Genomic DNA, 23,690 nt, shown 5'->3' with positions numbered 1-23,690 from the left:
CCGGCGGGACCATCCGTCAGAGGTGTTTCGCGAAGAAGTCCAGCGTGCGCGTCTGCGCCAGATAGGCCTCCTTCGGCAGATAGCTGCCGCGCGCCTCGCAGCCGAAGCCGTGGCCGGCGCCGGGATAGACGAAGACCTCCACCTCCGGGCGCGCGGCCTGGATGGCCTCCACATGCGCCATCGGGATGGAGCCGTCCTTCTCGCCGAAATGCAGCTGCACGGGGCAGTTCGGAACTTCCGCCTTCGCCGCGGCGATGCCGCCGCCATACCAGCCGCTCGCGGCCTTGAAGGCCGTGCTGCGCGTGGCCGCCTGCCAGGCGACCGTGCCGCCCCAGCAGTAACCCACGATGCCGCGCGGAATGCCCGAGGGCAGCGCGCCCGCTGCGGCGAGAATATCGAGCAAGGTCTTGTCCTCGCCGATCTCGGCGCGCAGCCGGAGTCCACGATCGATGTCATCCGGCCCATAGCCGAGCTCGACGTCGCGCTCAGCGCGGTCGAAGAGCGCGGGGACGATCACGCAATAGCCCTCCCGCGCGAAGGCGTCGGCGACGTAACGCATGTGGTCGTTCACGCCGAAGATCTCCTGGACGATGACCAGCGCGCGGTCCGCATCGTCCGAACCCGCCATATAGGTCGAGAGGCGGTGACCGTCGGCCGCCGTGATGATGGTGTCCATTGGATTCAATCTCCCGGAATGCTTCACTGCGAGCATGGGCGATGTGGTGAACCTGCGGAAGTGGCGTCGTGCCAAGGCGAAGGAGGACGACGCCTCCCAGGCGGCGGCCAATCGCGCCGCCTTCGGCCGCACCAAGGCGCAGAAGCAGATCGACGAAGCCGAGGAAGCGCGCCGCCGCACCCTTCTCGACGACGCGAAGCTGGAGCCCGGTCCGAAGGATTAGGCGCTCACCCGCAGCCGTTCCACGCCGACATCCCGCAGCGGGGGCACCAGCGCCTCCACCGGCATCGGCTTGCCGACCAGATAGCCCTGAATGATGTTGCAGCCCGCGCGGCGCAGGGCGAAGGCCTGGCCCTGCGTCTCCACCCCCTCGCCGATCACCTCGATCCCCATGCTCCGCGCCAGCGCGATCGTCGCCCGCAGCACGGCGTAGGACTTCGGATCGTCCGGCAGGCCGGCCACGATGGAGCGGTCCAGCTTCAGCCGCTGCACCGGCAGGCGCACCACATGCGGCAGGCCCGAATGGCCCCCTCCGAAATCGTCGAGCGAGAGCATGACGCCCACCACGCGCAGCGCGGCCAGGGTCCGCGCGACGCCGGGCAGGTCGCGGATGGCGAGGTCTTCCGGGATCTCGATCTCCAGGCGATGCGGCGCCACGCCATGCCGCGCCAGGACCTCCGCCACTTCCTCCGCGAAGGCCGGCTCGTGCAGCGAGAGGATGGAGATGTTGATGCCGAGCACGCGCGGCGCATCCGGCCGGTCACCCCAGTTCGCAATCAGCTGCACAGCTTCGCGCAGCACGAAGCGATCGAGCTCCGGCATCAACCCGGCCTCGCTGGCGGCGGGAAGAAGTTCACCGGGGCTGATCCAGCGGCCGAGGCGACGGCTGTTCCACCGGATCAGCGCCTCGGCCCCGACCATCTCGTGACGCTCTGTGTCCTGCTGTGGCTGGAGATGCAGCTCCAGCTCGCCGGCCGCCAGGGCCTCGGCGAAGGCCTCGCGCAGCGCCGCGCGCTGCTCGCTGCGCTCACGCAGGCCCGGCTCGAAGACAACCACCGTGTTGCGCCCCCTCGCCTTGGCTTCGAAGAGCGCGAGCTCGGCGGCGTGCAGCAGCTTCTCCGCCTCGCCGCCATGCCCCGGCGCGGAGGCGATGCCGATGCTGGCGGTGACGGGCAGCTCGGCGCTTTCGATCACCAGCCGCGGGCTCATGGCCTGCCGGACCCGGCCGGCCAGCTCCTCCGCCGCCTCGGGCAGGGCGCCGAAGGCCAGGATGGCGAATTCGTCGCCGCCCAGCCGGCTCACGAGATCGGAGGGGCGCACCGCCTCGCTCAGCCGCCGCGCCGCCTCGACCAGCAGCGCATCGCCGACGCCATGGCCGTAGCGGTCGTTCGCCGATTTGAAATGGTCCAGGTCGATCAGCATCAGGATGCCGCCCCTTGGGTCCTTCACCATCGCCTCAAGCCCGGCATGAAAGGTCGCGCGGTTGGCGAGGCCGGTGAGCGGATCGCGCTCGGTTAGACGGCCGATCCGCAGCTGGTCGGCCCTCATTTCTTGCAGCGAGAGCACGCAGCGCATCGCCCCGTCCTCCGCGCAGATCCAGGGCGAGGCCGCGACCAGCAGCCGCAACGCCGGGCCCTCGGGGCGGTTCAGCACCGCCTCGCTCTCGTCGGGTGCGAAACCGAAGGGGCCGGCCGCATCGGCACCCCCGGCCGGCGCCAGGCCCGATGCGGCGAGGGATTGCGGCGCGACGCCCCCCAGAAGGCGGGTCACATGGCCATTGGCGAAGACGGTGCGGCCTTCGGCGTCGAGCTGCCAGATGCCGACCGGCGCCGCCTCCAGCAGCGCGCGCAGCCGCATCCCGGCTTCCGCCAACGCGGCCTCGCTCTGCTTGGCCTGGGAAATGTCGATGGCGAAGCTCGCGACCTGCCCACCGGGGAGCCGCTGCTGGCTCAGCTGCGCCCAATGCCCGGCCGCATCCCGCAGCTCCGCCCGCTCGCCGTCGGCTCTCTCGTGCAGGACCATCCGCCGCGTGATCTCGGCCTCGCGCTCGGCTGGCGGCAGGTGCCACAGCGCGGCCTTCAGCATCTGCTCCAGGCGTGGCCGCGCCTCCGCCCCTCGTCCTCGCTGGCCGCTCTGCCAGACCAGCTGATGGTCCTGCCCGTAGATCGCGGTGCGATAGGGCGCCGCCTCCATGGCCGCGCGGCGCAGGCGCAGTTCCCGCCACAGGCCGGCCTGCCACCAGGCCAGCCCCGCCACCGGCAGGGCCGCCAGCCCCTGCCAGGCCGGGGCGCCCAGCGAGGCGGCCATGAGCATCGCCGCCATCACGAGGATCGCACCCAGCAGGATCGTCGACGGGCTCAGGCGCGAATATTGCGGCATGGGGCTCTCTTCCGGTCCCGATCCTCCGCCGGAAAGGTTAACCATCCCTTTCGGAACCTGCTGAAAAACGAGTCACATCGGCGCGGCCACCTCTGCCAGACTGGCGGCGTGACCCTCGTTCCCCATGAAATCCTCGACGTTCTCTTCGCCTTCCTCCTGGGCGCCATCGTCGGCGCCGAACGCGAGTGGCGGCGGCATCCCGGCGGGCTGCGCTCCTGCGCCATCGTGGCCGCCGCCTCCGCCGGCTACATGCGGCTGATGATCGAGGTGGGCGGCAACAACCTCTCGGCCGGACTCGGCGCGCTCATCACCGGCGTGGGCTTCCTCGGCGCCGGCGTGATCCTGCACCGCGACACCGGCGTGCAGGGCCTTTCCACGGCCGCGACCTTCTGGGCCGTGGCGGCGATCGGCGCGGCCTGCGGCGCGCGGCAGTACCACCTCACCTTCGCGCTCTTCCTCGCGGTGGCGCTGTCGCATGTCGTGCTGCGGATGGTCTCGATCTGGATCGACCGCCACGCGCCGCCCGAGGACCGCGACGGTCCGCATTAAGGCGCAGGCCCATTAGGCATTGCGCCCCGGCCCGCTATGCTCGGTCGAATCCCAAGGGAACATATAATGACCGAGATCACCCCACCGGCCCGCGTGGCCTTCGTCGGCCTGGGCGTCATGGGCGCGGCGATGGCCGCCAACCTGCGCCGCGCCGGCTTCGCGCTCGCGATCCATTCGCGCAGCCGCGGCAAGGCCGCCGCGCTGGAGGCCGCGGGCGCCAGCTGGTGCGACAGCGGGGCGCAGGCCGCCCAGGGCAGCGCCATCATCGGCCTCTGCGTGCCCGACACGCCCGACGTCGAGGCCGCGATCTTCGGCCCCGGCGGCATCGCCGAAGGCGTGGCCAAGGGCGCGATCGTGATCGACTTCTCCACCATCTCCGCCAAGGAGACGGCCGGCTTCGCCGCGCGGCTTCTGGAGGAGCGCGGCGCCTATCTGCTGGACAGCCCGGTCTCCGGCGGCCCGCAGGGCGCGATCGACGGCATCCTGACCTGCATGGTGGGCGGCGAGCGCGCGGCCTTCGACGCGGCCGCCGCCTTCTTCGGCGCGGTGGGCCGCACGGTGACGCATCTCGGCCCGGCCGGTTCGGGGCAGGTCTGCAAATCCGCCAACCAGCTCATCATCTGCGCGACGCTGGTCGCCGTCAGCGAGGCCATGGCGCTGGGCCAGAAGGCCGGGCTGGATCCCGAGGCGATGCGCGGCGCGCTGACCGGCGGTTCGGCCGACAGCTTCGTGCTGCGCAACCACGCGAAGCGCCTGCTCGACGGCAAGTTCACCCCCGGCTTCCGCGCCGAGCTGATGCGCAAGGACATCCGCCTCGCCGCCCAGGCGATCCGCGACCATGGCGTCTTCGGCCCCGCGACCGCGATGTCCGCGCCGCTGCTGGAGCTGGTCTGCAACCAGGGCGCGGGCAAGGACGATCTGGTGGCGCTGGGCCGGATGATCGGCGAGCTGTCGGGGGTCTGACGCCGAAGGGGCGATTCCACCTCAGCCGATCGGATTCTAATCCGAACGCGGATGGGCCAGCCGCCAGGTGGCGAGCAGGCCTTCCGCATCGACCGAGGTGTAGCGCTGCGTCGTGGAGAGGCTGGCATGGCCCAGCAGCTCCTGGATCGCGCGCAGATCCGCCCCGCCCGCCAGCAGATGCGTCGCGAAGGAATGGCGCAGCGCATGCGGCGTCGCATGCTCCGGCAGCCCCGCGAGGCGGCGGTAGTCGCGCAGGGACTTCTGGGCCACCGCCGCATCGAGCCGCTTGCCGCGCGCGCCGAGGAACAGCGGCGCGTCGGGCGCCGCGCCGGCGCGATGGCGCAGCCAATCCGCGATGGCCTCGCGCACGACGGGCAGCACCGGCACCACGCGCTGCTTGCCGCCCTTGCCCGTGATGCGCAGCGCGGCGTCGTCGCCGGGCAGCGGCGCCTCGGCCACGGAAAGGCCCAGCGCCTCGCTGATGCGCAGCCCGCAGCCATAGAGCAGGGTGAAGAGCGCCGTGTCGCGCGCCGACTGATATTCGGGCCGCTCCGCACGGTCGGATTGATGCGCCATGCCGATCTCGACGCCGATGGCGCGCGCATCCTCCTTGCTCAGGGCACGCGGCACGGGCTGCACACGCTTGGGTCCGCGCATGCCCGCGATGGCGAGCGGCGCGATGCCGTGCCGCCGCGCGAGGAAGCGCAGGAAGCTGCGGATGGCGGCGAGCTGGCGCGCGCGCGTGGCGTTCTGCGCGCCCTCCTTCGCGCGCTTCGCCAGGAAGCCGCGCAGATCCGCCGGGCGCAGCGCGGCGATCGCGTCCAGATCCGGCTCCCCGCCCAGATGGATGCTCAGAAATCCCAGGAAATCGGCGACGTCGCGGCCATAGGCCTCGATGGTGTGGGGACTCGCGCGCCGCTCCTGCGCGAGCCAGGCCAGGAACTTCTCCCGCGCCTCGACCCCGGTCATCGCACGAGGACGGCGGCCAGCGCCCGGGCCAGGAAGGCCAGGGCCTCCGGCTCGTTGGGCAGATCGGCCGGATCGCGCGCGCCGAGCACCAGCGTGTGCTCGCCCACGCGCAGCAGCGCCTCGCGCGTGACCAGCGGCGCGGCCTCGCCATGCAGAGCAGGGCTGGCGCGGGAGACGTCGCGCGCCATGGGCGCGGTGCCGGAGACAGCCGGGATCAGCCGGCAGGATTCGATGCCGAGCCGCGCGGGCCACTCGTCGCGCACGCAATCGAAGGGATCGCGCGCGGCGATCAACGCCAGCACCGCCTCGGCCACCTTCGCGGAGAAATTCTTCTGCGTGCGGCCGGCTTCCAGCAGGTCGCGCCAGACGGTGCGCCCGGCCTCGACCATCGCGGTCATGTGGTCGGCCAGCGGTTCGCCATGCACGCGCCGGGGCGGCGTGAGCACGGCGTAGAGCTGCGGCCGCGCGGCGAGGAAACCCGGATGGGCGCGGAGGAAGGCCTCCACCGTCGCGGCCTCGTCCTCGTCGCGCGGCGCTTTTTTCAAAGGATCGACTGACCCGTCTTCGCCCAATCGGCGAGGAAGGCGTCGAGGCCCCGATCCGTCAGCGGGTGCTTCATCATGGCCTTGATCACCGAAGGCGGCATGGTGCCGACATGCGCGCCCAGCTTGGCGGCCTGCAGCACATGCACCGGGTGGCGGATCGAGGCGACCAGGATCTCGGTGGCGAAGTTGTAGTTGTCGTAGATCTGCACGACGTCGGCGATCATCTCCATGCCGTCCTGGCCGATATCGTCCAGCCGGCCGACGAAGGGCGAGATGAAGGTCGCGCCCGCCTTGGCCGCCAGCAGCGCCTGGTTGGCCGAGAAGCACAGCGTGACGTTGACGGGCGTGCCCTCGTCGCTCAGCACCTTGCAGGTCCGCAGCCCGGCCTCGGTCAGCGGCACCTTCACGCAGACGTTCTTCGCGATGTCGCGCAGGTAGCGGCCTTCCTTGAGCATCGTCTCGAGGTCGGTGGCGGTGACCTCGGCGGAAACGGGGCCTTCGGTGATGGAGCAGATCTCGGCGATCACCTCGGCGATCTTGCGGCCGGACTTGGCGATGAGGCTGGGATTGGTGGTCACGCCGTCCATCAGGCCCGTGCCCGCGAGGGAACGGAGCTCGGCGACGTCGGCGGTGTCCGCGAAGAACTTCATGAGGGCATTATCCTTCAACAGCGGCGATTCGGTGGGGGGGCGGGATTGACCCGCGCATGCTGCGTCGCGAAGTGGATAGCCCATGGCGACCCCAATCCGAAAGGCCGGTCGGCGCATCCGTGTCCTGCTGCCACTGCCGCTCGAAGCGGCCTATGACTATCGCCTTCCGCCCGAGCTGGCGGCCGGGCCGGGGAGTTTCGTGGAAGTGCCCCTGGGCGGCCGGGTGAGCCTGGGCGTCGTCTGGGACGATGTGGAGAATCCGGAACCCATCGCCGAGTCGCGCCTGCGCGAGGTGATCGCGGTGAAGCCCGCCCCCGCCATGCACGCGAATCTGCGCCGGCTGGTGGATTGGGTCGCCGCCTATACCCTCTCGCCGCCTGGCGCGGTGCTGCGGATGGCCATGTCCACTCCTTCCGCGCTGGAGGAGCCTACCTCTGCCTCCGGATGGCGCCGGGTGACGGGTGCGGCGGCGCGAATCACGCCCGATCGCGCCAAGGCCTTGGAAGCCTTGGGAAACCACACCATGCCGGGCACCGAGATCGCCCGTATCTCCGGGGTCTCCATGGGGGTGGTGCGGGGCCTGGCCTCGGCCGGGCTCATCGAGCCCACGCTGATGCCCCGCGCCGCCGCCTTCCCGCGGCCTTTGCCCGATTTCGCCCCGCCGGAACTCCGCGACGAACAGCAGCTCGCCGCCGATGCCCTGCGCGAAACCGTCCTCGCCCGCAAATTCGGCGTGACCCTGCTGGAGGGCGTCACCGGCTCGGGCAAGACCGAGGTCTATCTCGACGCCGTGGCCCAATGCCTGCGCGAGGGACGCCAGGCGCTGGTCCTGCTGCCGGAAATCGCCTTGTCCACCCAATGGCTTGCGCGCTTCGAGCGCCGCTTCGGCGCGCCACCCGCCCTGTGGCATTCGGAGCTTTCCGCGCGCACCCGCCGCGTCACCTGGCGCGCCGTGGCCGAGGGCGACGCACCGGTGCTGGTGGGCGCGCGCTCGGCGCTGTTCCTGCCCTTCCCCGACCTCGGCCTCATCATCGTGGACGAGGAGCACGAGACCGCCTTCAAGCAGGAGGAGGGCGTCATCTACCACGCGCGCGACATGGCCGTGGTCCGCGCCCGGCTGGAGGACGCCGCCTGCGTGCTGGTCAGCGCCACGCCGAGCCTGGAGACGGTCACCAACGCCCAGGCCGGCCGCTATGGCCATGTGACGCTGCCCAACCGCCACCACGGCGCCTCCCTGCCGCAGGTCGCGGCCATCGACCTGCGGCAGGAGCCGCCCGAGCGCGGGCGCTTCCTCGCCCCGCCGCTCATCCAGGCCGTGGTGGAGACCCTGGCGCGCGGCGAGCAGGCGATGCTTTTCCTCAACCGCCGGGGCTATGCGCCGCTGACGCTCTGCCGCACCTGCGGCCATCGCGTGCAATGCCCCAATTGCACGGCCTGGCTGGTCGAGCATCGTGCCCAGCGCCGCTTGCAATGCCACCATTGCGGCCACACCGCGCCCACGCCGCTGGCCTGCTCGGAATGCGGCACGGAGCATTCGCTGGTGCCCATCGGCCCCGGGGTGGAACGCATCCAGGAGGAGGTGTCGGAGCTCTTCCCCGAGGCGCGCCGCCTGGTCATGGCCAGCGACACCATCCCCGGCCCGGCCGCCGCCGCCGAGGCCGCAAGGCGCATCGAGGAGCGCGAGGTCGATCTCATCATCGGCACGCAGATCGTCGCCAAGGGTTGGCACTTTCCGCATCTGACGCTGGTGGGTGTCGTGGATGCCGATCTCGGCCTCGCGGGTGGCGATCTGCGCGCCGGCGAGCGCACCATGCAGCTGCTGCACCAGGTCGCCGGCCGCGCGGGGCGCGAGGGCTCCACGCCCGGCCGCGTGCTGCTGCAGACCTTCTCGCCCGAGCATCCGGTGATGATGGCCCTCATCGCCGACGACATGCCGGGGTTCCTGAAGGCGGAAGCCGCCCAGCGCCTGCCGGGCCATTGGCCACCCTTCGGCCGCCTCGCGGCGCTGATCGTCAGCAGCGAGGACGCCCGCTCGGCCGAGCGGGCCGCGCGCGAGCTGGGGCTCGCGGCGCCGACGGGGCGGGGCATCCAGGTGCTGGGCCCCGCGCCCGCTCCGCTCGCGCTGCTGCGCGGGCGCTACCGGCACCGGCTGCTGCTCAAGGCCGAGCGGGGCATCCGCGTGCAGCCGGTGCTGAAGGACTGGCTGGCAAGGGCGCAGCTCCCGCGCGACGTGCGGGTGCAGGTGGACGTCGATCCCGTGGGCTTCATGTAGCCTCGGTTACGCGTCCACCTCCCGCGCCTGCCCCGCCTCGATCCGCAGGAAACGCGTGCCGATCGCCTCGACGAAGTGGCGGTCGTGCGAGACCAGGACGCAGGTGGCGCCCTGGGCCAGCAGCTCCGCCTCCAGCCGCTCCTGGCCGGGGATGTCGATGTGGTTGGTGGGCTCGTCCAGCAGATAGAAGTTGGGTTCCTCCAGGCGGAGCGCCAGCAGTCCGAGCCTCGCCTTCTGGCCGGGCGAGAGCCGGCCGATCGGGCGGGCCTGCGCCTCGGTTCCAATGCCCGCGCCGGCCAACAGGCTGGTGGCGCGGCCGTCGCCGATGCCCGTGCGTCCCGCGATGAGGCCGTGCGGAGTCTGGCCCTCCGGCAGATGCGCCATGCCCTGGTCGGCATAGCCCAGGACGAGGCTGGGGCTGATCTGCACGCCGGGCACCGGCTCGGTCGCGGCGCGGCGCAGGAGGCGGATCAGCTGCGTCTTGCCGGCGCCGTTCCGGCCCAGCAGCACGAGACGGTCGCCCAGCCGGACATCCAGCTTCGCGATCCGGAACAGCGGCTGGCCCTCGGGCGTGGCGACGGTGAGGTCGCGGATCGCGGCCAGCACCTTCGCATGGGTGTCGCGGCTGACGAGGCGGATCTCGCCGGACCGTTCCGCATGGGCCGGGCGCAGCGTGGCCTCGATCCGGTTCGCGCGGTCGCGCAACTGCATCGACTTCTTCTGCAGCAGGTCGCTGCCGCTGTTGACGCCGATGTTGCGCAGCTCGCCGGCGTTGCGGCGCAGGCGGGTGACCTCCTTCGCGTCCTTCGACAGCTTGCGCTCATCGGCCGCGTCGTCCTCCGCGAGCAAGGCGCGGGCCGAGCCGTAAGGGTGGGCGTAGAGGCGACTGACGCCCGGCCGGAGAAACAGGGTGCGCGTGGTGCAGGCATCGAGGAAGCTGCGGTCGTGGCTGGCAATCAGCATCGGCGTGCGCGCCGCCGGGCCGGCGATCCAGTCTTCCAGCAGCGCGATCTTCTCGAGGTCGAGATGGTTGGTCGGCTCGTCCAGGAGCAGCGCGTCGGGCTGGGTGATCCAGACGCGGGCGAGCAGCGCGAGACGCTGCCAGCCGCCGCTGAGCGCCGCGAGGGGACGGTCGCGCAGCTCGTCGGGCGTGGCGAACTCGTCCAGGACGGCGCCGACGCGCCAGGCCTCCTGCGCGCGTTCGGCGGGCGGCAAGGCGCGGCGCAACGTCTCCGACAGGGTCAGGCCGAGCAGCCCGGGCGGCACGTCCTGCTCGACATAACCGAGGCGGGCGCCGCGCGAGAGCGTGACGCTTCCCGCATCCGGCTCGATCGATCCGGCAATGCAGCGCAGCAAGGTGGACTTGCCCGCGCCATTGGCGGCGACGAGGCCGATGCGGTCCCCCGGGCCGATACCGAGAGTGAGGTTCTGGAACAGGGGGCGGGGCGTGACCATGCCGAGGTCACGCAAGGCGATGAGAGCCATGGAAGAAATCCGTTCGGACGCCGGCCAGACAGCGGGCAGGCGGATGCAACAAGGGCAGTCCGGGACGGAAGCAATGCGGCTTCAGGCGGGCCTGCCCTGCGAAAGACCTATCGCAGGGCGGAAACAGGACCCCTGGGGTGGTGCTGGTTGTAGGTATGCATCCCAGCCCTCCTGTGCGGCTCGATGAAAGATATCGACCATGCTAACGGCGGCAGGCGGCGAGTGGCAAGCCATTCGCCGCGCGCGCCGCGCTCGGCTAGTCTGCGGCGGTGCGAATCCTTCCCTCCTCGCTTTAGCCGTGGCCCGCGTCACCATCCGCGACGTGGCGAAGCTCGTCGGCATGTCCGAGGCGACGGTCTCGAACGCTTTGGCCGACAAGCCCATCGTCACCGCCGAGACCAAGGCGCGCGTGCGGCGCGCCGCCGAGGAGCTCGGCTATCACGTCTCGCCCATCGCCCGCGCGTTGCGGACCGGCCAGAGCGGCACGGTCGGCATCGTGGTCTCCAACCTCGCCAATCCCTTCTACGCGGACATCCTGCTGGGCATCAGCAGCGTGCTCACGCCGCGCGGCTATCAGACGATCATCTGCAACACCGAATCCCGCGCCGATCTTCAGGAATGGCATGTCACGCACCTGCTTCGGCACATGGTCGATGGCATCCTTCTGCTCTCCTATTCGTCCGAGACGGCCGATACGACGCGCGCGCTGAAGGCGGGTGTGCCGCTGGTGGCGCTATGGCGCAGGCCGGGCGGCAGCGAGGCGACCTTCGTCGGCATGGACGACGGCACCGGCATGCGGCTGGCGCTGGAGCATCTCTGGTCGCTCGGCCATCGGCGGATCGGGCTGCTGCGCGCGAATATTGCCTCCAGCCCCAGCAACGCCCGGCAGAATGCCTTCCAGGACTTCCTGGGCGAGCACGGCGTGGAACCGGGCCCGGTCATCGGCGCCGAGATCTCGATCGAGGGCGGCCAGGACGCGACGCGGCAGCTCCTGGACCTGCCGGTGCCGCCGACGGCGATCATCGCCACCTCGGACATCATGGCGCTGGGTGCGACGGTGGCCCTGGCCGAGCGGTCCATGACGGTCCCTGCCGACATGTCCGTGGTGGGCTTCGAGGACACCTTCGTCGCGGCGCTGCCGCAGATCCAGCTGACCACGGTTTCGGTGCCGCGCCGCGCGCTCGGAATCAGCGCCGCGGAACTGTTGCTGGAAAGGATCGCGGATCCCAAGCTGCCGATCCGCGACCTCGTCCTTCAGCCGAGCTTCCAGGTGCGCGGCACGACGGCGCCGCCCCCCGGATAGCCCGTCAGTTCGCCGACACGTTCCCCGCGCGGATCACCGCCAGCCAGGTGCGGCGGTCGGCGGCGAGGCGGCGGGTGAAATCCGCCGTGTTCTCGAAATGCGGCGTGAAGCCCAGATCCTCCAGCCGCTTCCGCAAAGTCGCGTCCTGCATGGCGCGGCCGATCGCATTGGCCCAGATCTGCCGCAGCGCGTCGGGCATGTCCTTGTGCCCGCACATGCCGAACCAGCCGGTCACGTCGAAGCCAGGAAGGGTGTCGGCGATGCGCGGCGCATCCGGGAAGACGGGCGAGCGCGTCGGATCACCGATGCCCAGCAGGCGCAGATCGCCCGACTGCACCTGGCGCGTCGCATCGCCGAGATTGCCGATCATGAAGTCGATGCGCCCGGCCATGAGGTCCAGCACCGCCGGCGCCGTGCCGCGATAGGGCACATGGGTCATGTCCACGCGGGCCAGGCTCTTCATCAGCTCGCCCGAGAGATGCTGCGCCGAGCCCGCCCCGGGGCTCGCGAAAGTGAGCTCTCCCGGGCGCGCGCGCGCCGCCGCGAGGATGTCGGCCACGCTGCGGTATTCGGCGTTCGCGCCCACGAAGAGTCCGTAGGAGGAGAGCGCGACATTGGCCACCGGCACCGTCTCCACCCCGGGATCGAGCGGCAGCGTGGCGCCCTGGAGCTGCGGCGTGATGGCCAGGGTGCTCATCGAGCACTGGTAGATCATCGAGCCGTCCGGCGGGCTCTGCGCCACATAGGCGGCCGTCACGACGCCGTTCACCCCGGTCCGGTTCTCGACGACGACCCGCTGGCCGAGGGTGGGGCTAATGGCATCGGCGATCAGGCGCGTCAGCGTGTCGCTCGATCCACCGGGGGCGAAGCCGCTGATGATGCGGAGCGGCCGGTCCGGAAGCGCGGTCTGGGCCATGCCGTTCGTGGCGGCGAGCAGCATCGCCGCGCCCATCGCGCAGGCCGCGTGGAATCGTTTGGTCGAGATGTTCTTGGACATCTTGCTTGTTTCCTCTTGTCGTGGATCGAAGTGTCGCGCGGAACGCCGAAAGGCGCGGCCGGCCCTGGGGCCAGCCGCGCCTTTCGGATGTTCCGGCGAAGGATCAGGCCGCCTGCTGGAGCGTGGAGGCCACGTCCACGATCGTCACGCGGCGCATGTCGCGCGGATACTTCTTGTCATCGAAGGGGCGGGCGCGGTGCATGGTGGTGCGGTTGTCCCACATCAGCAGGTCGTTGACCTTCCACTCGTGGCTGTAGACGAAGCGGCGCTCGGTCGCGTGCTCCATCAGGTCGCGGATCAGGGCGAAGGCCTCCGGCACCTGCCAGCCAAGGACCCGGCCGATATGCGCCGACAGGTACAGGCTGCGCCGTCCGGTCGAGGGGAAGTAGCGCACCAGGCGCTGCTGGACGGGGGCGAAGGCGGTGCGCTCGGCCTCAGTGAATTCCCCGAAGCCGAGGAGCTGGCGCGAATAGAGCAGGCTGTGCTCGCAGATGAGGTCGCGGAGCTTCTCCTGCATCTCGGGCTCCAGCGCGTCCCAGGCGGCGCGCATGTCGGCCACCTCGGTGGGGGCGCCCTTGGGCGGGATCACGCGGGCATGCAGCATGGAGTACTTGGCCGGGATGGCCTTGAAGCTGCTGTCGCTGTGCCAGAGCTGGTTGCCCAGGTTGAACATCCGCCGCCGGGCATCGGCCGCCAGGATGGTCCCGTCCGCCGCGAGGTTGGAGATGTCGTTGAGCTGCTTGTCCTTCAGGCGTCCCTGCTCGACGTCCACCGTGGCGCGGCTGCCCTCGATCGTTCCCAGCGCCTCGCCGACGGCGCGCTGCGTCACGTCGTCCAGCTTCTGGCCGCGAAAGACCAGGGTGGCGTAGCGATCCATGGCCGCGTCGATCTCGGCCACCTGGCCGGGCGTCAGCGGCTGGGTCAGGTCCACGCCGCTCACCTCCGCGACGAAGGAGGGCGTGATGGGGGTGATGGTCAGCTGTGCGCTCATGATTTCCTCCGGGGCCGAGATTGTCTTCGGTCGAATTTAATCGATTAAATTTGGGACGGCAACTCCATATGACGACCCGCCCTGCCCCCAGCGCCACCGCCCCATGCATCGTCCGCATGCCCCTTCAAACTTGCCGCGACTAAGGCGTGGCTCTATAGCCGGACGCCAAAGTTGAGAGCCCGTTCACCTTGGCCAGCATCGTCGATCCCAACGCCCCCAATCCCGCCCTCGCCGTCCAGGCCGCCATCCTTGAGCGACCCGCGACCGAGGAGCGCCGCATGGCCGACGCGATTCGCGCTCTGGCCATGGATGCGGTCGAGAAGGCCAAGTCCGGCCATCCCGGCATGCCCATGGGCATGGCCGACGTCGCCACCGCCCTTTTCACCAAGTTCGTGAAATACGACGCGGCCGACCCCCGCTGGCCCGACCGCGACCGCTTCGTGCTCTCCGCCGGCCACGGCTCGATGCTGCTCTATTCGCTGCTGCACCTGACCGGCCATGCCGGCATGGGCATCGACGAGCTCAAGAACTTCCGCCAGCTGCATTCCCCCGCCGCCGGCCACCCCGAATACGGCTACCACCCTGCCATCGAGACCACGACCGGCCCGCTCGGCCAGGGCATCTCGACCGCCGTCGGCATGGCGCTCGCCGAGCGGCACCTGGCCGCGCGCTTCGGCAAGTCGCTGGTGGACCACCGCACCTGGGTCATCTGCTCGGATGGCGACCTGCAGGAGGGCATCAGCCACGAGGCCGCCGCGCTCGCCGGCCACCTGTGCCTCGATAAGCTGACGGTGCTGTGGGACGACAACCACATCTCCATCGACGGCGACACCGCCCTCTCCTTCTCCGAGGACGTGCTGAAGCGCTTCCAGGCCTATGGCTGGGCCACCAAGCGCGTGGACGGGCATGACCCCGCGCAGATCGCCGCCGCCATGGCCGTCGCGCAGCGCAGCAAGAAGCCGACCATCATCGCCTGCCGCACCATCATCGGCTTCTCCGCGCCGAAGAAGGCCGGCACTGCGGGCAGCCACGGCGCGCCGCTCGGCGCCGACGAGATCGCCGCCGCCAAGTCCGCCATGGGCTGGAACGCCGAGCCCTTCACGGTTCCCGAGGGGCTGAAGGCCAAGTGGGAAGAGGCCGGCCGCCGTTCCGCCGGCACGCGCCGCTCCTGGCTGAAGCGCCTCGCCAAGCACCCCATGCGCGTCGAGTTCGAGCGCGCCATGGCCGGCAAGCTGCCCGAGAACTGGGCCGAGCCGCTGCAGGCGCTGCGCGCCACCTTCGCGACGGAAAAGCCCAAGATCGGCAGCCGCATCGCCAGCCAGCGGGCGCTGGGCGCCCTGGTGCCGGCCGTGCCCGAGATGATCGGCGGCAGCGCCGATCTCACCGGCTCCAACAACACCGACGTGAAGGGCATCGCGCCCATCTCGCCGGGCAACTACGCCGGCCGCTACATCCATTACGGCATCCGCGAGCACGGCATGGCCGCCGCGATGAACGGCATGGCGCTGCATGGCGGCATCATCCCCTATGCCGGCACCTTCCTGGTCTTCGCCGACTATCTGCGGCCCGCGCTGCGCCTGGCGGCGCTGATGCACCAGCGCGTCATCCACGTGCTGACGCATGACAGCATCGGCCTCGGCGAGGACGGCCCGACCCACCAGCCGGTCGAGACCATCGCCTCGCTGCGCATCATCCCCAATCTCGCCGTCTTCCGCCCGGCCGACGCCATGGAGACGGCCGAGTGCTGGGAGCTGGCGCTGCGCCGCACCGAGGGCCCCTCGGTCCTCGCCCTCTCGCGCCAGGGCCTGCCGGCCCTGCGCGACGATGCCGGCGAGAACCGTTCCGCCCGCGGCGGCTACGTCCTGGCCGAGGCCGAGGGCGCGCGCGCCGTGACGCTCATCGCCACCGGCAGCGAGGTCTCCCTCGCCATGACGGCCCGCGCCCAGCTCGCCGGGCAGGGCATCCAGGCCGCCGTGGTCTCCCTGCCCTCCTGGGAGCTCTTCGCCCAGCAGGACGAGGCCTATCGCGCCGCAACCCTCGGCGACGCCCCGCGTATAGGTATCGAGGCCGCGATCTCCTTCGGGTGGGATCGCTGGCTCGGCGCCAACAGCGCCTTCATCGGCATGACCGGCTTTGGCGCTTCGGCGCCCGCCGAGAAGCTCTTCGAGCATTTCGGCATCACGCCCGCCGCGGTCGTCGCGGCAGCACAGAAACTTCTCGCACAGGATGGAAGCAAATGACGGTTAAGGTCGCGATCAACGGCTTCGGGCGCATCGGTCGCCTGGTTCTGCGCGCTGCCTGCGAGAGCGGCCGTGACGACGTCGAATTCGTCGCCATCAACGACCTCGGCTCCGTCGAGGCGAATGCCCACATGTTCCGCTATGACAGCGTGCACGGCCGCTTCCCCGGCGAGGTGATCGTCGAGGGCGACAGCATCACGATCAAGGCCCACGGCAAGACCTGGGGCCCGATCAAGGTGTCGGCCGAGCGCGATCCCGCCAAGCTGAAGTGGGATGGCGTCGACATCGCCGCCGAGTGCACGGGCATCTTCACCGCGCGCGACAAGGCCTCGCTGCTGCTGGGCACCGGCGCGCGCAAGGTGCTGATCTCCGCCCCCGGCGACGGCGCGGACAGGACCATCGTCTACGGCGTGAACCACACGACGCTGACGGCCGAGGACAAGATCGTCTCCAACGCCTCCTGCACCACCAACTGCCTGGCGCCGGTCGTGAAGGTGCTGCACGACAATTTCGGCCTCGTGCGCGGCTATATGCTGACCATCCACGCCTATACGGGCGACCAGAACACCGTCGACACGCTGCACAAGGACCTGCACCGCGCCCGCGCGGCGGCGGTCTCGGCCATCCCGACCTCGACGGGTGCGGCCAAGGCCATCGGCCTCGTGATGCCGGAGCTCAAGGGCAAGCTGGACGGTTCCTCCATCCGCATCCCGACGCCGAACGTCTCCCTCGTCTCGCTCGACTTCGTGCCCGGCAAGACCGAGGGCCTGACCAAGGAGGCGATCAACGCCGTGATGAAGGCGGCGGCCGAGAGCGGCCCGCTCAAGGGCATCCTCGGCTACAACACCGCGCCGCTCGTCTCGATCGACTTCAACCACGATCCGCACTCGTCGACCTTCGACGCGACGCAGACGCAGGTGATCGACGGCGGCCTGGTGCGCGTGATGGCCTGGTACGACAACGAGTGGGGCTTCTCCAACCGGATGTCGGACACCGCTGCCTACTACGGCAAGCTCTAAGCAAGACGCGGGGCTTCGCCCCACACCCCACCGGGGAGACGGTGTCTCCCCGGACCCCTGCCTTTACATAAACGGACGAAATATGCCCGCTTTCCGCACCCTCGATGACCTCGATCCGCGCGGAAAGCGCGTCCTGCTGCGTGCCGACCTGAACCTGCCCGTCAAGGACGGCAAGATCACGGACATGACGCGCATCGAGCGCCTCTGCCCCACCATCGCCGAGCTCGCCGCCAAGGGCGCGCGCGTCATCGTCTGCTCCCATTTCGACCGCCCCAAGGGCAAGCGCGTCCCCGAGATGTCGCTCAAGCCCATGCAGGAAGCGCTCGCCAAAACCCTCGCCAAGCCCGTCGCCTTTGCCGATGACTGCATCGGTCCCGAGGCCGAAGCCGCCGCCAACGCGCTGAAGGACGGCGAGGTCCTCCTCCTCGAGAACACGCGCTTCCACGCCGGCGAGGAGAAGAACGACCCGGCGCTCGCCGCCGGCTTCGCGAAGCTCGCCGACGTCTTCGTCAACGACGCCTTCTCCGCCGCGCATCGCGCCCATGCCTCGACCGAGGGCGTGGCCAAGCTGCTGCCCGCCTATGCCGGCCGGCTGATGCAGACCGAGCTTGAGGCGCTGGACGCCGCGCTGGGCAATCCGCAGCGGCCCGTCGTCGCCATCGTCGGCGGCGCCAAGGTCTCCACCAAGCTGGACCTGCTGGGCAATCTGTCATCGAAGGTGGACGTGCTGGTCATCGGCGGCGCCATGGCCAACACCTTCCTGGCCGCGCAGGGCCATTCGGTCGGCAAGTCGCTGCAGGAAGCCGAGATGCACAACACGGCGCGCGAGATCCTCGCCACCGCGAAGAAGAACGGCTGCGAGATCGTCCTGCCGCTCGACCTCGTGGTCGCCGAGGGCTTCGCCGCGCATTCGCCCAACAAGGTCGTCGGCCTCGACGGCGTGCCCGCCGACATGATGGCGCTGGACGTCGGCCCCGCCACCATCGCCGATGTGGTGAAGCGCCTTTCGGCCGCGAAGACCCTCGTCTGGAACGGCCCCTTCGGCGCCTTCGAGATCGCGCCTTTCGACACGGCGACCGTAACCGTGGCCCAGGAGGTCGCGCGCCTCACCGAGGCCGGGACGCTGCGTTCGGTGGGTGGCGGCGGCGACACCGTCTCGGCGCTGCGCCATGCGGGCGTGGCCGAGCGCATGAGCTATGTCAGCTCGGCCGGCGGCGCCTTCCTCGAATGGCTCGAGGGCAAGACGCTGCCGGGTGTCGCCGCGCTGGAGCGGTAGGATCGCGAGGGGCTTCCGCCCCTCGGTTTAGCGAGCCGGCGAAGCGCCCGTCGGCATCTGCTGGGTCGTGTAGCCGGCGGGCACCGAGAGGCGGGCCGGGTCGATCGCGCCATAGGTGACCTGCGTGGCCTCCATCGTCATCGCCACGCCGTTCGGAGCGGCCGAGACGGTGCGCAGCATGACCCCGTCCTCGGTCATGCAGTTCATGCCGCGCAGTTCGCCAATGGCGATCTCCCATTCCGTGCAGGCGGTCCCGGCGACCGTGGCGGTTCCCTTGCGGGTGAAGGTGGCGCCGGCCGGAGCCTCCTGGCTCATCGCGGCCACGGCCGCCGGCGGCAAGGACATCGCCATGCGCTGGGCATCCATGACCATGACGGCGGAATTCGCCCGGTGATCAACGAGGATCCAGCCTGCGGCGCCGGGAGGGTCGACACGCTGCTTGCCGGTGCTGGCCGAGAAGGCCATGCGCATTTCCTGCGGCGGGGCGCCGGCCAGGCCGGTCATGCGGTAGGTGACGGTCACGTCCCGGGTGGGACGCATGTTGGCCGGTTGCGCCAGGGCGGGAAGCGCGAGAGCCGTGGTCATGGCAGCCGCCGCGAGAAGCCGGATCATGCAGGATCTCCTGGTAAGTCGTTTTATATTCCCAGGAATTTACACGATCACGGCTTCAAGTCGAGCGGCCCGCATGCTTACGGCGAGGGCTTCGCCGTTTTCAGCAGTGCGGCAACCGCAGCCCCGACTCGCGCCACTTCATGCTCACCAGCTTCCCGGTGTTCGACAGCGTGATGTAGGCGGTCCTGCGGTCCGGCCCGCCGAAGCAGATGTTCGTTGGCATGCGCTCGGGCATCTTCACCACGTCGATGATCTTGCCCGCAGGCGTCACGGTCGTGATCTCGCCCGAAACCAGCGTCGCCACCACGATGTTCCCGGCATCCGTGATCGCCAGGCTGTCCAGCCGACGGAAGTCCGGAAACTGGCAGATCAGCGTGCCACCGCTCGTGCTCGGCCAGGGGCATTTGCGCAGCTGTCCCGGCCCGATGATGTCGAAACCCCAGAGCCGCCCCGTCTCCGTCTCGGCCACGTAGAGCTTCTCGCCATCGGGGCTGATGCCGATGCCGTTCGCGCCGCCGAAAATCGGGAATGCCGCCTCGACGATCCGGCTGCCATCCAGCGCCGCCCAATACACGCCGCCATGGTCGCGATCGCGCGCGCGCACCTTGCCGAGATCGCTGAACCAGAAGCCGCCCTTGCCGTCGAGCTGCAGGTCGTTCGGCCCCTTCAGCATCACCTCGCCGCAGCGATCATAGAGCGTCTTCACCGCGCCCGTGGCGATGTCGACCACCTCGATGCGCCCGTTGGTGTAGTCCTCGGCCACGCCGTGCGGACGCAGGATGTCGGGCTCCTCATGCCAGGCGAAGCCGCCGTTGTTGCAGAGGATCAGCGTGTTGTCCGGCCCGGCCGCCAGCCCGTTCGGCCCGCCGCCGGTCTTGGCGATCACGCTATAGGTGCCATCCGGCGCGATGCGCGAGATGACCTGCTTCTCGATCTCCACGAGCGCGATGGCGCCATCGGGCAGCACCACGGGCCCTTCCGGAAAACGCAGACCTTCCGCGAGAATTTTCAGGCTCATCTTGGAGCTCCTCCCCTTTCTGTTCGGGTCAGGATGCGCCACGCTCGCCGTGCCGCCAAGATGGAGATACCCCCGTTGGATCCCGTGACGCTCGCCGTGCTTTCCGCGCGATTCACCGCAATTGTCGAAGAAATGGGCGAAGGGCTGCTGCGCACGGCCTATAGCCAGATCCTCAATTCCAGCCGCGATTTCTCCATCGCTCTCACCGATGGCGCCTGCCGCCTCGTCGCGCAGGCGGACCACATCCCCGTGCATGTCGGCGCCATGCCCTTCGCCGCCAAGGCCGTGGTCGAGGCCTTCGGCGCGGATATGAAGCCCGGCGACGTCTTCCTGCTGAACGATCCCTATCACGGCGGCAGCCACCTGCCGGACCTCACGATCATCCTCCCGATCTTTTCGGAGGGTGTCGTGCGCTTCTTCAGCGTGGTGCGCGCGCATCAGTCCGACATCGGCGGCAACACGCATGGCGGCTACAATCCGGGCGCCTCCGAGATCTGGCAGGAAGGGCTCCGCATTCCGCCGATTCGTCTCGGCGAGAACTTCACCATGCGCCCCGATCTCGTGGCGATGCTCGCGCTCAACACGCGCATCAACCGCGATTTCCGTGGCGATCTGGCGGCGATGCTGGGCTCCGCCAAGCTCGGCGCGAACCGGCTCTCCGATCTTCTGGCGCAGCATGGCAGCGCGAGCCTGATGACGGCGGTGGATGCCATCCTCGACCTCGCCCATGCGCACACCAGGCGCATCGTGGAGGCCTGGCCGGACGGCACATGGCACGGCGAGGCCTTCCTCGACGACGACGGCCACGACGCGAAGAACATCGCCATCCGCGCCACCTGCACCAAGCAGGGCGGCACGCTGACGGTCGATCTCTCCGCCAGCGACGACCAGGTCCTGGGCATCGTGAACTCGTCCTATCCCAACATGTTCTCGGCCGCCTGCATGGCCTTCGCCTATCTCCTCGATCCCGAAGTGCAGAAGAACGAGGGCGCCTTCCGCGCGCTGCGCGTCATCGCGCGCGAAGGCAGCATCGTCTGGGCGCGCGAGGGCGCGGCCGTCACGCTCTGCACCAGCCACTGCAGCAACGAGATCGTCGAGGCCATCATCCGCGCGATGCAGAATTGCTGCCCCGAGCGCGCAATGGGCGGCTGGGGCCGGCGCTTCCGCATCGCCATCACCGGCAAGGATGCGCGCCGCCCGGATCGCAAATTCGTCTGGCATCTCTTCCACGCGCGCCCCGGCGCGGGCGGCCACGCGCAGGGCGACGGCTGGTCCGCCGCCGGCGAGTGGCATTCGGCGGGCGGCCTGAAATTCGGCAGCATCGAGATGGCCGAGGCACGCTTCCCGCTGCATTTCCGCAAGCACGAATTCCTCGGCGGCACGGCAGGCGCGGGCCAGTATCGCGGCGGCCATGGCGCGGAGCTCGAACTGGTCGTGGAGAGCGACGGCCCCTCGCGCGGCAACACCGCGGGCGACGGCGCCTTCCACGGCAGCGCGGGCATCGCGGGCGGGCAGGATTCCGCGCCGCATCGCTATGTGCTGCGCCATGCCGATGGGAGCGAGCGCGTGCTGCGCACCAAGGAAGTCGGCATCGACATCCAGTCGGGCGAGGTGATCCACGTCCGCTCGGCCGGCGGCGGCGGCTGGGGCGATCCGGCCCAACGCGACCCCGAACTCATCGCCCGTGATATCGAAGAAGGCCTCGCGTAATGCGCTACACAATCGGCGTCGATGTCGGCGGCACCTTCACCGACGTGGTCGGCGTGGATGTCGAGGGCCGCGAATACCTGGCCAAGGCCGCCAGCACCCCGCACGACCAGAGCGAGGGCGTGCTCGACGGCCTGGCCAATCTCGCCGCCGCCATCGGCATCACCCTCACCGAGTTGCTGGAGACGACGATCCGCATCGTCCACGGCACCACCGTCGCGACCAATGCGCTGCTGGAGCGGCGCGGCGCGCGCACGGCCATGCTCACCACCGAGGGCCATCGCGACGTCACCGCCATGCGCGAGGGCCTGAAGCCCGCGCGCTACGACCTGCGCCTGCCGCAGCCGCCCGCGCTGGTGCCGCGCCAGCTCCGCCTGCCCGTGCGCGAGCGCCTGCGCCCCGATGGCAGCGTGCAGGTCCCGCTCGACGCCGCGAGCCTGGACGCCGCCATCGCGACGCTGCGCGCGCAGCAGGTGGAATCGGTGGCCATCTGCTTCCTCCATTCCTGGGCCGCGCCGAAGCACGAGCACGCGGCGGCCGAGGCCGTCCGCGCGGCGTTGCCTGGTGTTTTCGTTACCTGCTCGGCCGACGTGCTGCCACAGATCAAGGAGTTCGAGCGCTTCTCCACCACGGCGGTGAACGCCTATGTCGGCCCCGTCGTCTCGCGCTATCTCACGCGGCTGGAATCACGCCTGCGCGAAGCGGGCTACACGCAGCCGGTCTTCGTCATCCTCTCGCATGGCGGCATGGCGCCCATCCACGAGGCCGCGCGCCTCGCCGTCGGCACCGCGCTCTCCGGCCCGGCGGGCGGCGTCTCGGCGGCGCTCGCGCTCGCACGGCGGGGGATGGGCCAGCAGCTCGTCACCCTCGACATGGGCGGAACCTCCACCGACATCGCGCTGATCCAGGACGGCGCGGCGACGCTGGGCCAGGGCCGCGAGGTCGGCGGCGAGCGCATCGCGCTGGACAGCCTCGACATCATCACGCTGGGTGCCGGCGGCGGTTCCATCGCGCATCTGGGCAGCGGCGGCACGCTGGAGGTCGGGCCGCAATCCGCCGGCGCCCGCCCCGGCCCCGCCTGCTACGGAAACGGCGGCACCGAGCCGACCGTGACGGACGCGAATCTCGCGCTGGGTTATCTCGATGCCACGCGCTTCCTCGGCGGGGCGCGCCTGCTCGACGTGGCCGCGACCGAGCGCGCCATGGCCACTCTGGCGGCCAAGCTCGGCATCACGCCCGAGGCGACCGCGCTCGGTATCTACCGCCTGGTGAATGCGCGCATGGCCGATGGCGTGCGCGTGGCCACCGTCCGCCGCGGCGTCGATCCGCGGGGGGCGACGCTGCTCGCCTTCGGCGGTGCCGCGGGGCTGCATGCGAGCGCGGTGGCGCGCGATCTCGGCATGGCGCGCATCGCCGTACCGCTCTTCGCCGCCGGGCTTTCCGCCTGGGGCATGCTGCAGACCGAGCTGCGCCACGAGATCGCGCGCAGCGTCGTCAGCGCCGAGGCGATGCCAAGCGACGCTGCCCTTGATGCCCTCTTCGACGGGCTGGAATCCGAGGCGCGCACCCAGCTCGCGCAATGGTTCCAGGGCGAGGTCGTGGCCCATCGCGCGGCCGATCTGCGCTATGGCGAGCAGGTCTTCGAGATCACCGTGAACCTCGACGGCGTGGCCCCGAATCGCGCCGCCCTGCGCGAGGCCTTCCATGCCCGACACCGGGCGCTCTTCACCTACGACCTGCCGGAGGAGGAGGTCGTGCTCGTCACCGCCCGCGCCGCCGCCTCGGGGCTGCTGCCGCCCTTGCCGGTCCGGCCCGCCGGCGCCGGGCGTCCGGGCGACGCCCTCGGCACGCGCCGCGCCCTGCTGGAGAGCGGCTGGGCGGAGCTGCCCGTCCATGGCTTCGACGATCTTGCCGCCGCGCAGGAGGTACGTGGCCCGGCCATCGTCGAATCCGCGACCACGACCGTGCTGCTGCTGCCCGGCGACGTCGCACGGATGGACGAGGGCGGCTGGCTCATGATCGAGCAGCGCTGACGCCGC

Annotated in this window: 20 protein-coding genes; 10 read left to right on the top strand and 10 right to left on the bottom strand. The window is 70.3% G+C overall.

Translation table 11 applies throughout. From position 1 onward, the window contains the following. Positions 1 to 16: 16 nt before the first annotated feature. Entirely contained in the window at positions 17 to 676 is a 660-nt protein-coding gene (locus ACO057_RS09510) for a dienelactone hydrolase family protein (protein ID WP_421990987.1), read from the bottom strand. Between the two features lie 34 nt (positions 677 to 710). On the opposite strand from ACO057_RS09510, the gene ACO057_RS09505 reads away from it, so the two are divergent. Continuing rightward, complete coding sequence (locus ACO057_RS09505; protein ID WP_421990985.1) at positions 711 to 899, top strand: DUF4169 family protein; 189 nt, start codon at positions 711 to 713, stop codon at positions 897 to 899. Here ACO057_RS09505 and ACO057_RS09500 read toward each other — a convergent pair. Further along, positions 896 to 3,055, bottom strand: coding sequence for a putative bifunctional diguanylate cyclase/phosphodiesterase (locus tag ACO057_RS09500; protein ID WP_421990983.1), 2,160 nt, complete (start codon positions 3,053 to 3,055; stop codon positions 896 to 898). The genes ACO057_RS09505 and ACO057_RS09500 overlap by 4 nt on opposite strands. 108 nt (positions 3,056 to 3,163) lie before the next feature. On the opposite strand from ACO057_RS09500, the gene ACO057_RS09495 reads away from it, so the two are divergent. Both ACO057_RS09495 and ACO057_RS09490 read left to right on the top strand, forming a co-directional pair. Further along, complete coding sequence (locus ACO057_RS09495) at positions 3,164 to 3,604, top strand: MgtC/SapB family protein (RefSeq protein WP_421990981.1); 441 nt, start codon at positions 3,164 to 3,166, stop codon at positions 3,602 to 3,604. A gap of 66 nt (positions 3,605 to 3,670) precedes the next feature. Then, complete coding sequence (locus tag ACO057_RS09490; protein ID WP_421990979.1) at positions 3,671 to 4,567, top strand: NAD(P)-dependent oxidoreductase; 897 nt, start codon at positions 3,671 to 3,673, stop codon at positions 4,565 to 4,567. Between the two features lie 36 nt (positions 4,568 to 4,603). On the opposite strand, the gene ACO057_RS09485 is transcribed toward ACO057_RS09490, so the two are convergent. Genes ACO057_RS09485 through fsa form a run of 3 tightly spaced genes read right to left on the bottom strand, consistent with a single transcriptional unit; the run spans position 4,604 to position 6,731 of the window. Further along, complete coding sequence (locus tag ACO057_RS09485; protein ID WP_421990977.1) at positions 4,604 to 5,536, bottom strand: tyrosine recombinase XerC; 933 nt, start codon at positions 5,534 to 5,536, stop codon at positions 4,604 to 4,606. Beyond that, positions 5,533 to 6,081 (bottom strand): hypothetical protein, encoded by a 549-nt coding sequence (locus ACO057_RS09480; protein WP_421990975.1) that lies wholly within the window; start codon positions 6,079 to 6,081, stop codon positions 5,533 to 5,535. Before ACO057_RS09480 ends, ACO057_RS09485 begins: the two co-directional genes overlap by 4 nt. Continuing rightward, a complete protein-coding gene (gene fsa / locus ACO057_RS09475) occupies positions 6,078 to 6,731 on the bottom strand; it encodes a fructose-6-phosphate aldolase (protein ID WP_421990973.1) in 654 nt (217 codons plus the stop codon). Before fsa ends, ACO057_RS09480 begins: the two co-directional genes overlap by 4 nt. 82 nt (positions 6,732 to 6,813) lie before the next feature. Here fsa and ACO057_RS09470 point away from each other — a divergent pair, with 82 nt between their 5' ends. Further along, positions 6,814 to 9,003 (top strand): primosomal protein N', encoded by a 2,190-nt coding sequence (locus ACO057_RS09470; RefSeq protein WP_421990971.1) that lies wholly within the window; start codon positions 6,814 to 6,816, stop codon positions 9,001 to 9,003. 6 nt (positions 9,004 to 9,009) lie between these two features. Here ACO057_RS09470 and ACO057_RS09465 read toward each other — a convergent pair whose 3' ends face one another. Beyond that, complete coding sequence (locus ACO057_RS09465; RefSeq protein ID WP_421990969.1) at positions 9,010 to 10,488, bottom strand: ABC-F family ATP-binding cassette domain-containing protein; 1,479 nt, start codon at positions 10,486 to 10,488, stop codon at positions 9,010 to 9,012. Between the two features lie 298 nt (positions 10,489 to 10,786). On the opposite strand from ACO057_RS09465, the gene ACO057_RS09460 reads away from it, so the two are divergent. After that, complete coding sequence (locus ACO057_RS09460) at positions 10,787 to 11,791, top strand: LacI family DNA-binding transcriptional regulator (RefSeq protein ID WP_421990967.1); 1,005 nt, start codon at positions 10,787 to 10,789, stop codon at positions 11,789 to 11,791. A 4-nt stretch (positions 11,792 to 11,795) separates the two neighbouring features. Here ACO057_RS09460 and ACO057_RS09455 read toward each other — a convergent pair whose 3' ends face one another. Then, complete coding sequence (locus ACO057_RS09455; protein ID WP_421990965.1) at positions 11,796 to 12,788, bottom strand: Bug family tripartite tricarboxylate transporter substrate binding protein; 993 nt, start codon at positions 12,786 to 12,788, stop codon at positions 11,796 to 11,798. Between the two features lie 103 nt (positions 12,789 to 12,891). Then, entirely contained in the window at positions 12,892 to 13,779 is an 888-nt protein-coding gene (locus ACO057_RS09450; protein ID WP_421990963.1) for a TauD/TfdA dioxygenase family protein, read from the bottom strand. A 278-nt stretch (positions 13,780 to 14,057) separates the two neighbouring features. On the opposite strand from ACO057_RS09450, the gene tkt reads away from it, so the two are divergent. From tkt to ACO057_RS09435, 3 genes are all read left to right on the top strand, one after another. Further along, positions 14,058 to 16,019, top strand: a complete 1,962-nt coding sequence (gene tkt, locus ACO057_RS09445) for a transketolase (protein WP_421991170.1) — start codon at positions 14,058 to 14,060, stop codon at positions 16,017 to 16,019. Then, on the top strand, positions 16,016 to 17,038 hold the full coding sequence (gene gap, locus ACO057_RS09440) for a type I glyceraldehyde-3-phosphate dehydrogenase (RefSeq protein ID WP_421990961.1): 1,023 nt from the start codon (positions 16,016 to 16,018) through the stop codon (positions 17,036 to 17,038). The genes tkt and gap overlap by 4 nt, the downstream gene beginning before the upstream one ends. Positions 17,039 to 17,120: 82 nt before the next feature. After that, entirely contained in the window at positions 17,121 to 18,314 is a 1,194-nt protein-coding gene (locus tag ACO057_RS09435) for a phosphoglycerate kinase (protein WP_421990959.1), read from the top strand. 27 nt (positions 18,315 to 18,341) lie between these two features. Here ACO057_RS09435 and ACO057_RS09430 read toward each other — a convergent pair whose 3' ends face one another. Then, entirely contained in the window at positions 18,342 to 18,926 is a 585-nt protein-coding gene (locus tag ACO057_RS09430; RefSeq protein WP_421990957.1) for a hypothetical protein, read from the bottom strand. Positions 18,927 to 19,026: 100 nt separating this feature from the next. Beyond that, positions 19,027 to 19,944, bottom strand: a complete 918-nt coding sequence (locus tag ACO057_RS09425; RefSeq protein WP_421990955.1) for an SMP-30/gluconolactonase/LRE family protein — start codon at positions 19,942 to 19,944, stop codon at positions 19,027 to 19,029. Positions 19,945 to 20,028: 84 nt separating this feature from the next. Between ACO057_RS09425 and ACO057_RS09420 the strand changes: the two genes are divergently transcribed. Both ACO057_RS09420 and ACO057_RS09415 read left to right on the top strand, forming a co-directional pair. Next, positions 20,029 to 21,654 carry a hydantoinase B/oxoprolinase family protein gene (locus ACO057_RS09420; RefSeq protein WP_421991168.1) on the top strand — a complete coding sequence of 542 codons (1,626 nt, stop codon included), beginning with the start codon at positions 20,029 to 20,031 and terminating at the stop codon, positions 21,652 to 21,654. After that, positions 21,654 to 23,684 (top strand): hydantoinase/oxoprolinase family protein, encoded by a 2,031-nt coding sequence (locus ACO057_RS09415; protein WP_421990953.1) that lies wholly within the window; start codon positions 21,654 to 21,656, stop codon positions 23,682 to 23,684. The genes ACO057_RS09420 and ACO057_RS09415 overlap by 1 nt, the downstream gene beginning before the upstream one ends. Positions 23,685 to 23,690 lie beyond the last annotated feature (6 nt).

This window comes from Roseococcus sp. (assembly GCF_965227005.1).
Lineage (GTDB): Bacteria > Pseudomonadota > Alphaproteobacteria > Acetobacterales > Acetobacteraceae > Roseococcus.
This window is presented reverse-complemented; position numbering and strand designations above follow the sequence as displayed.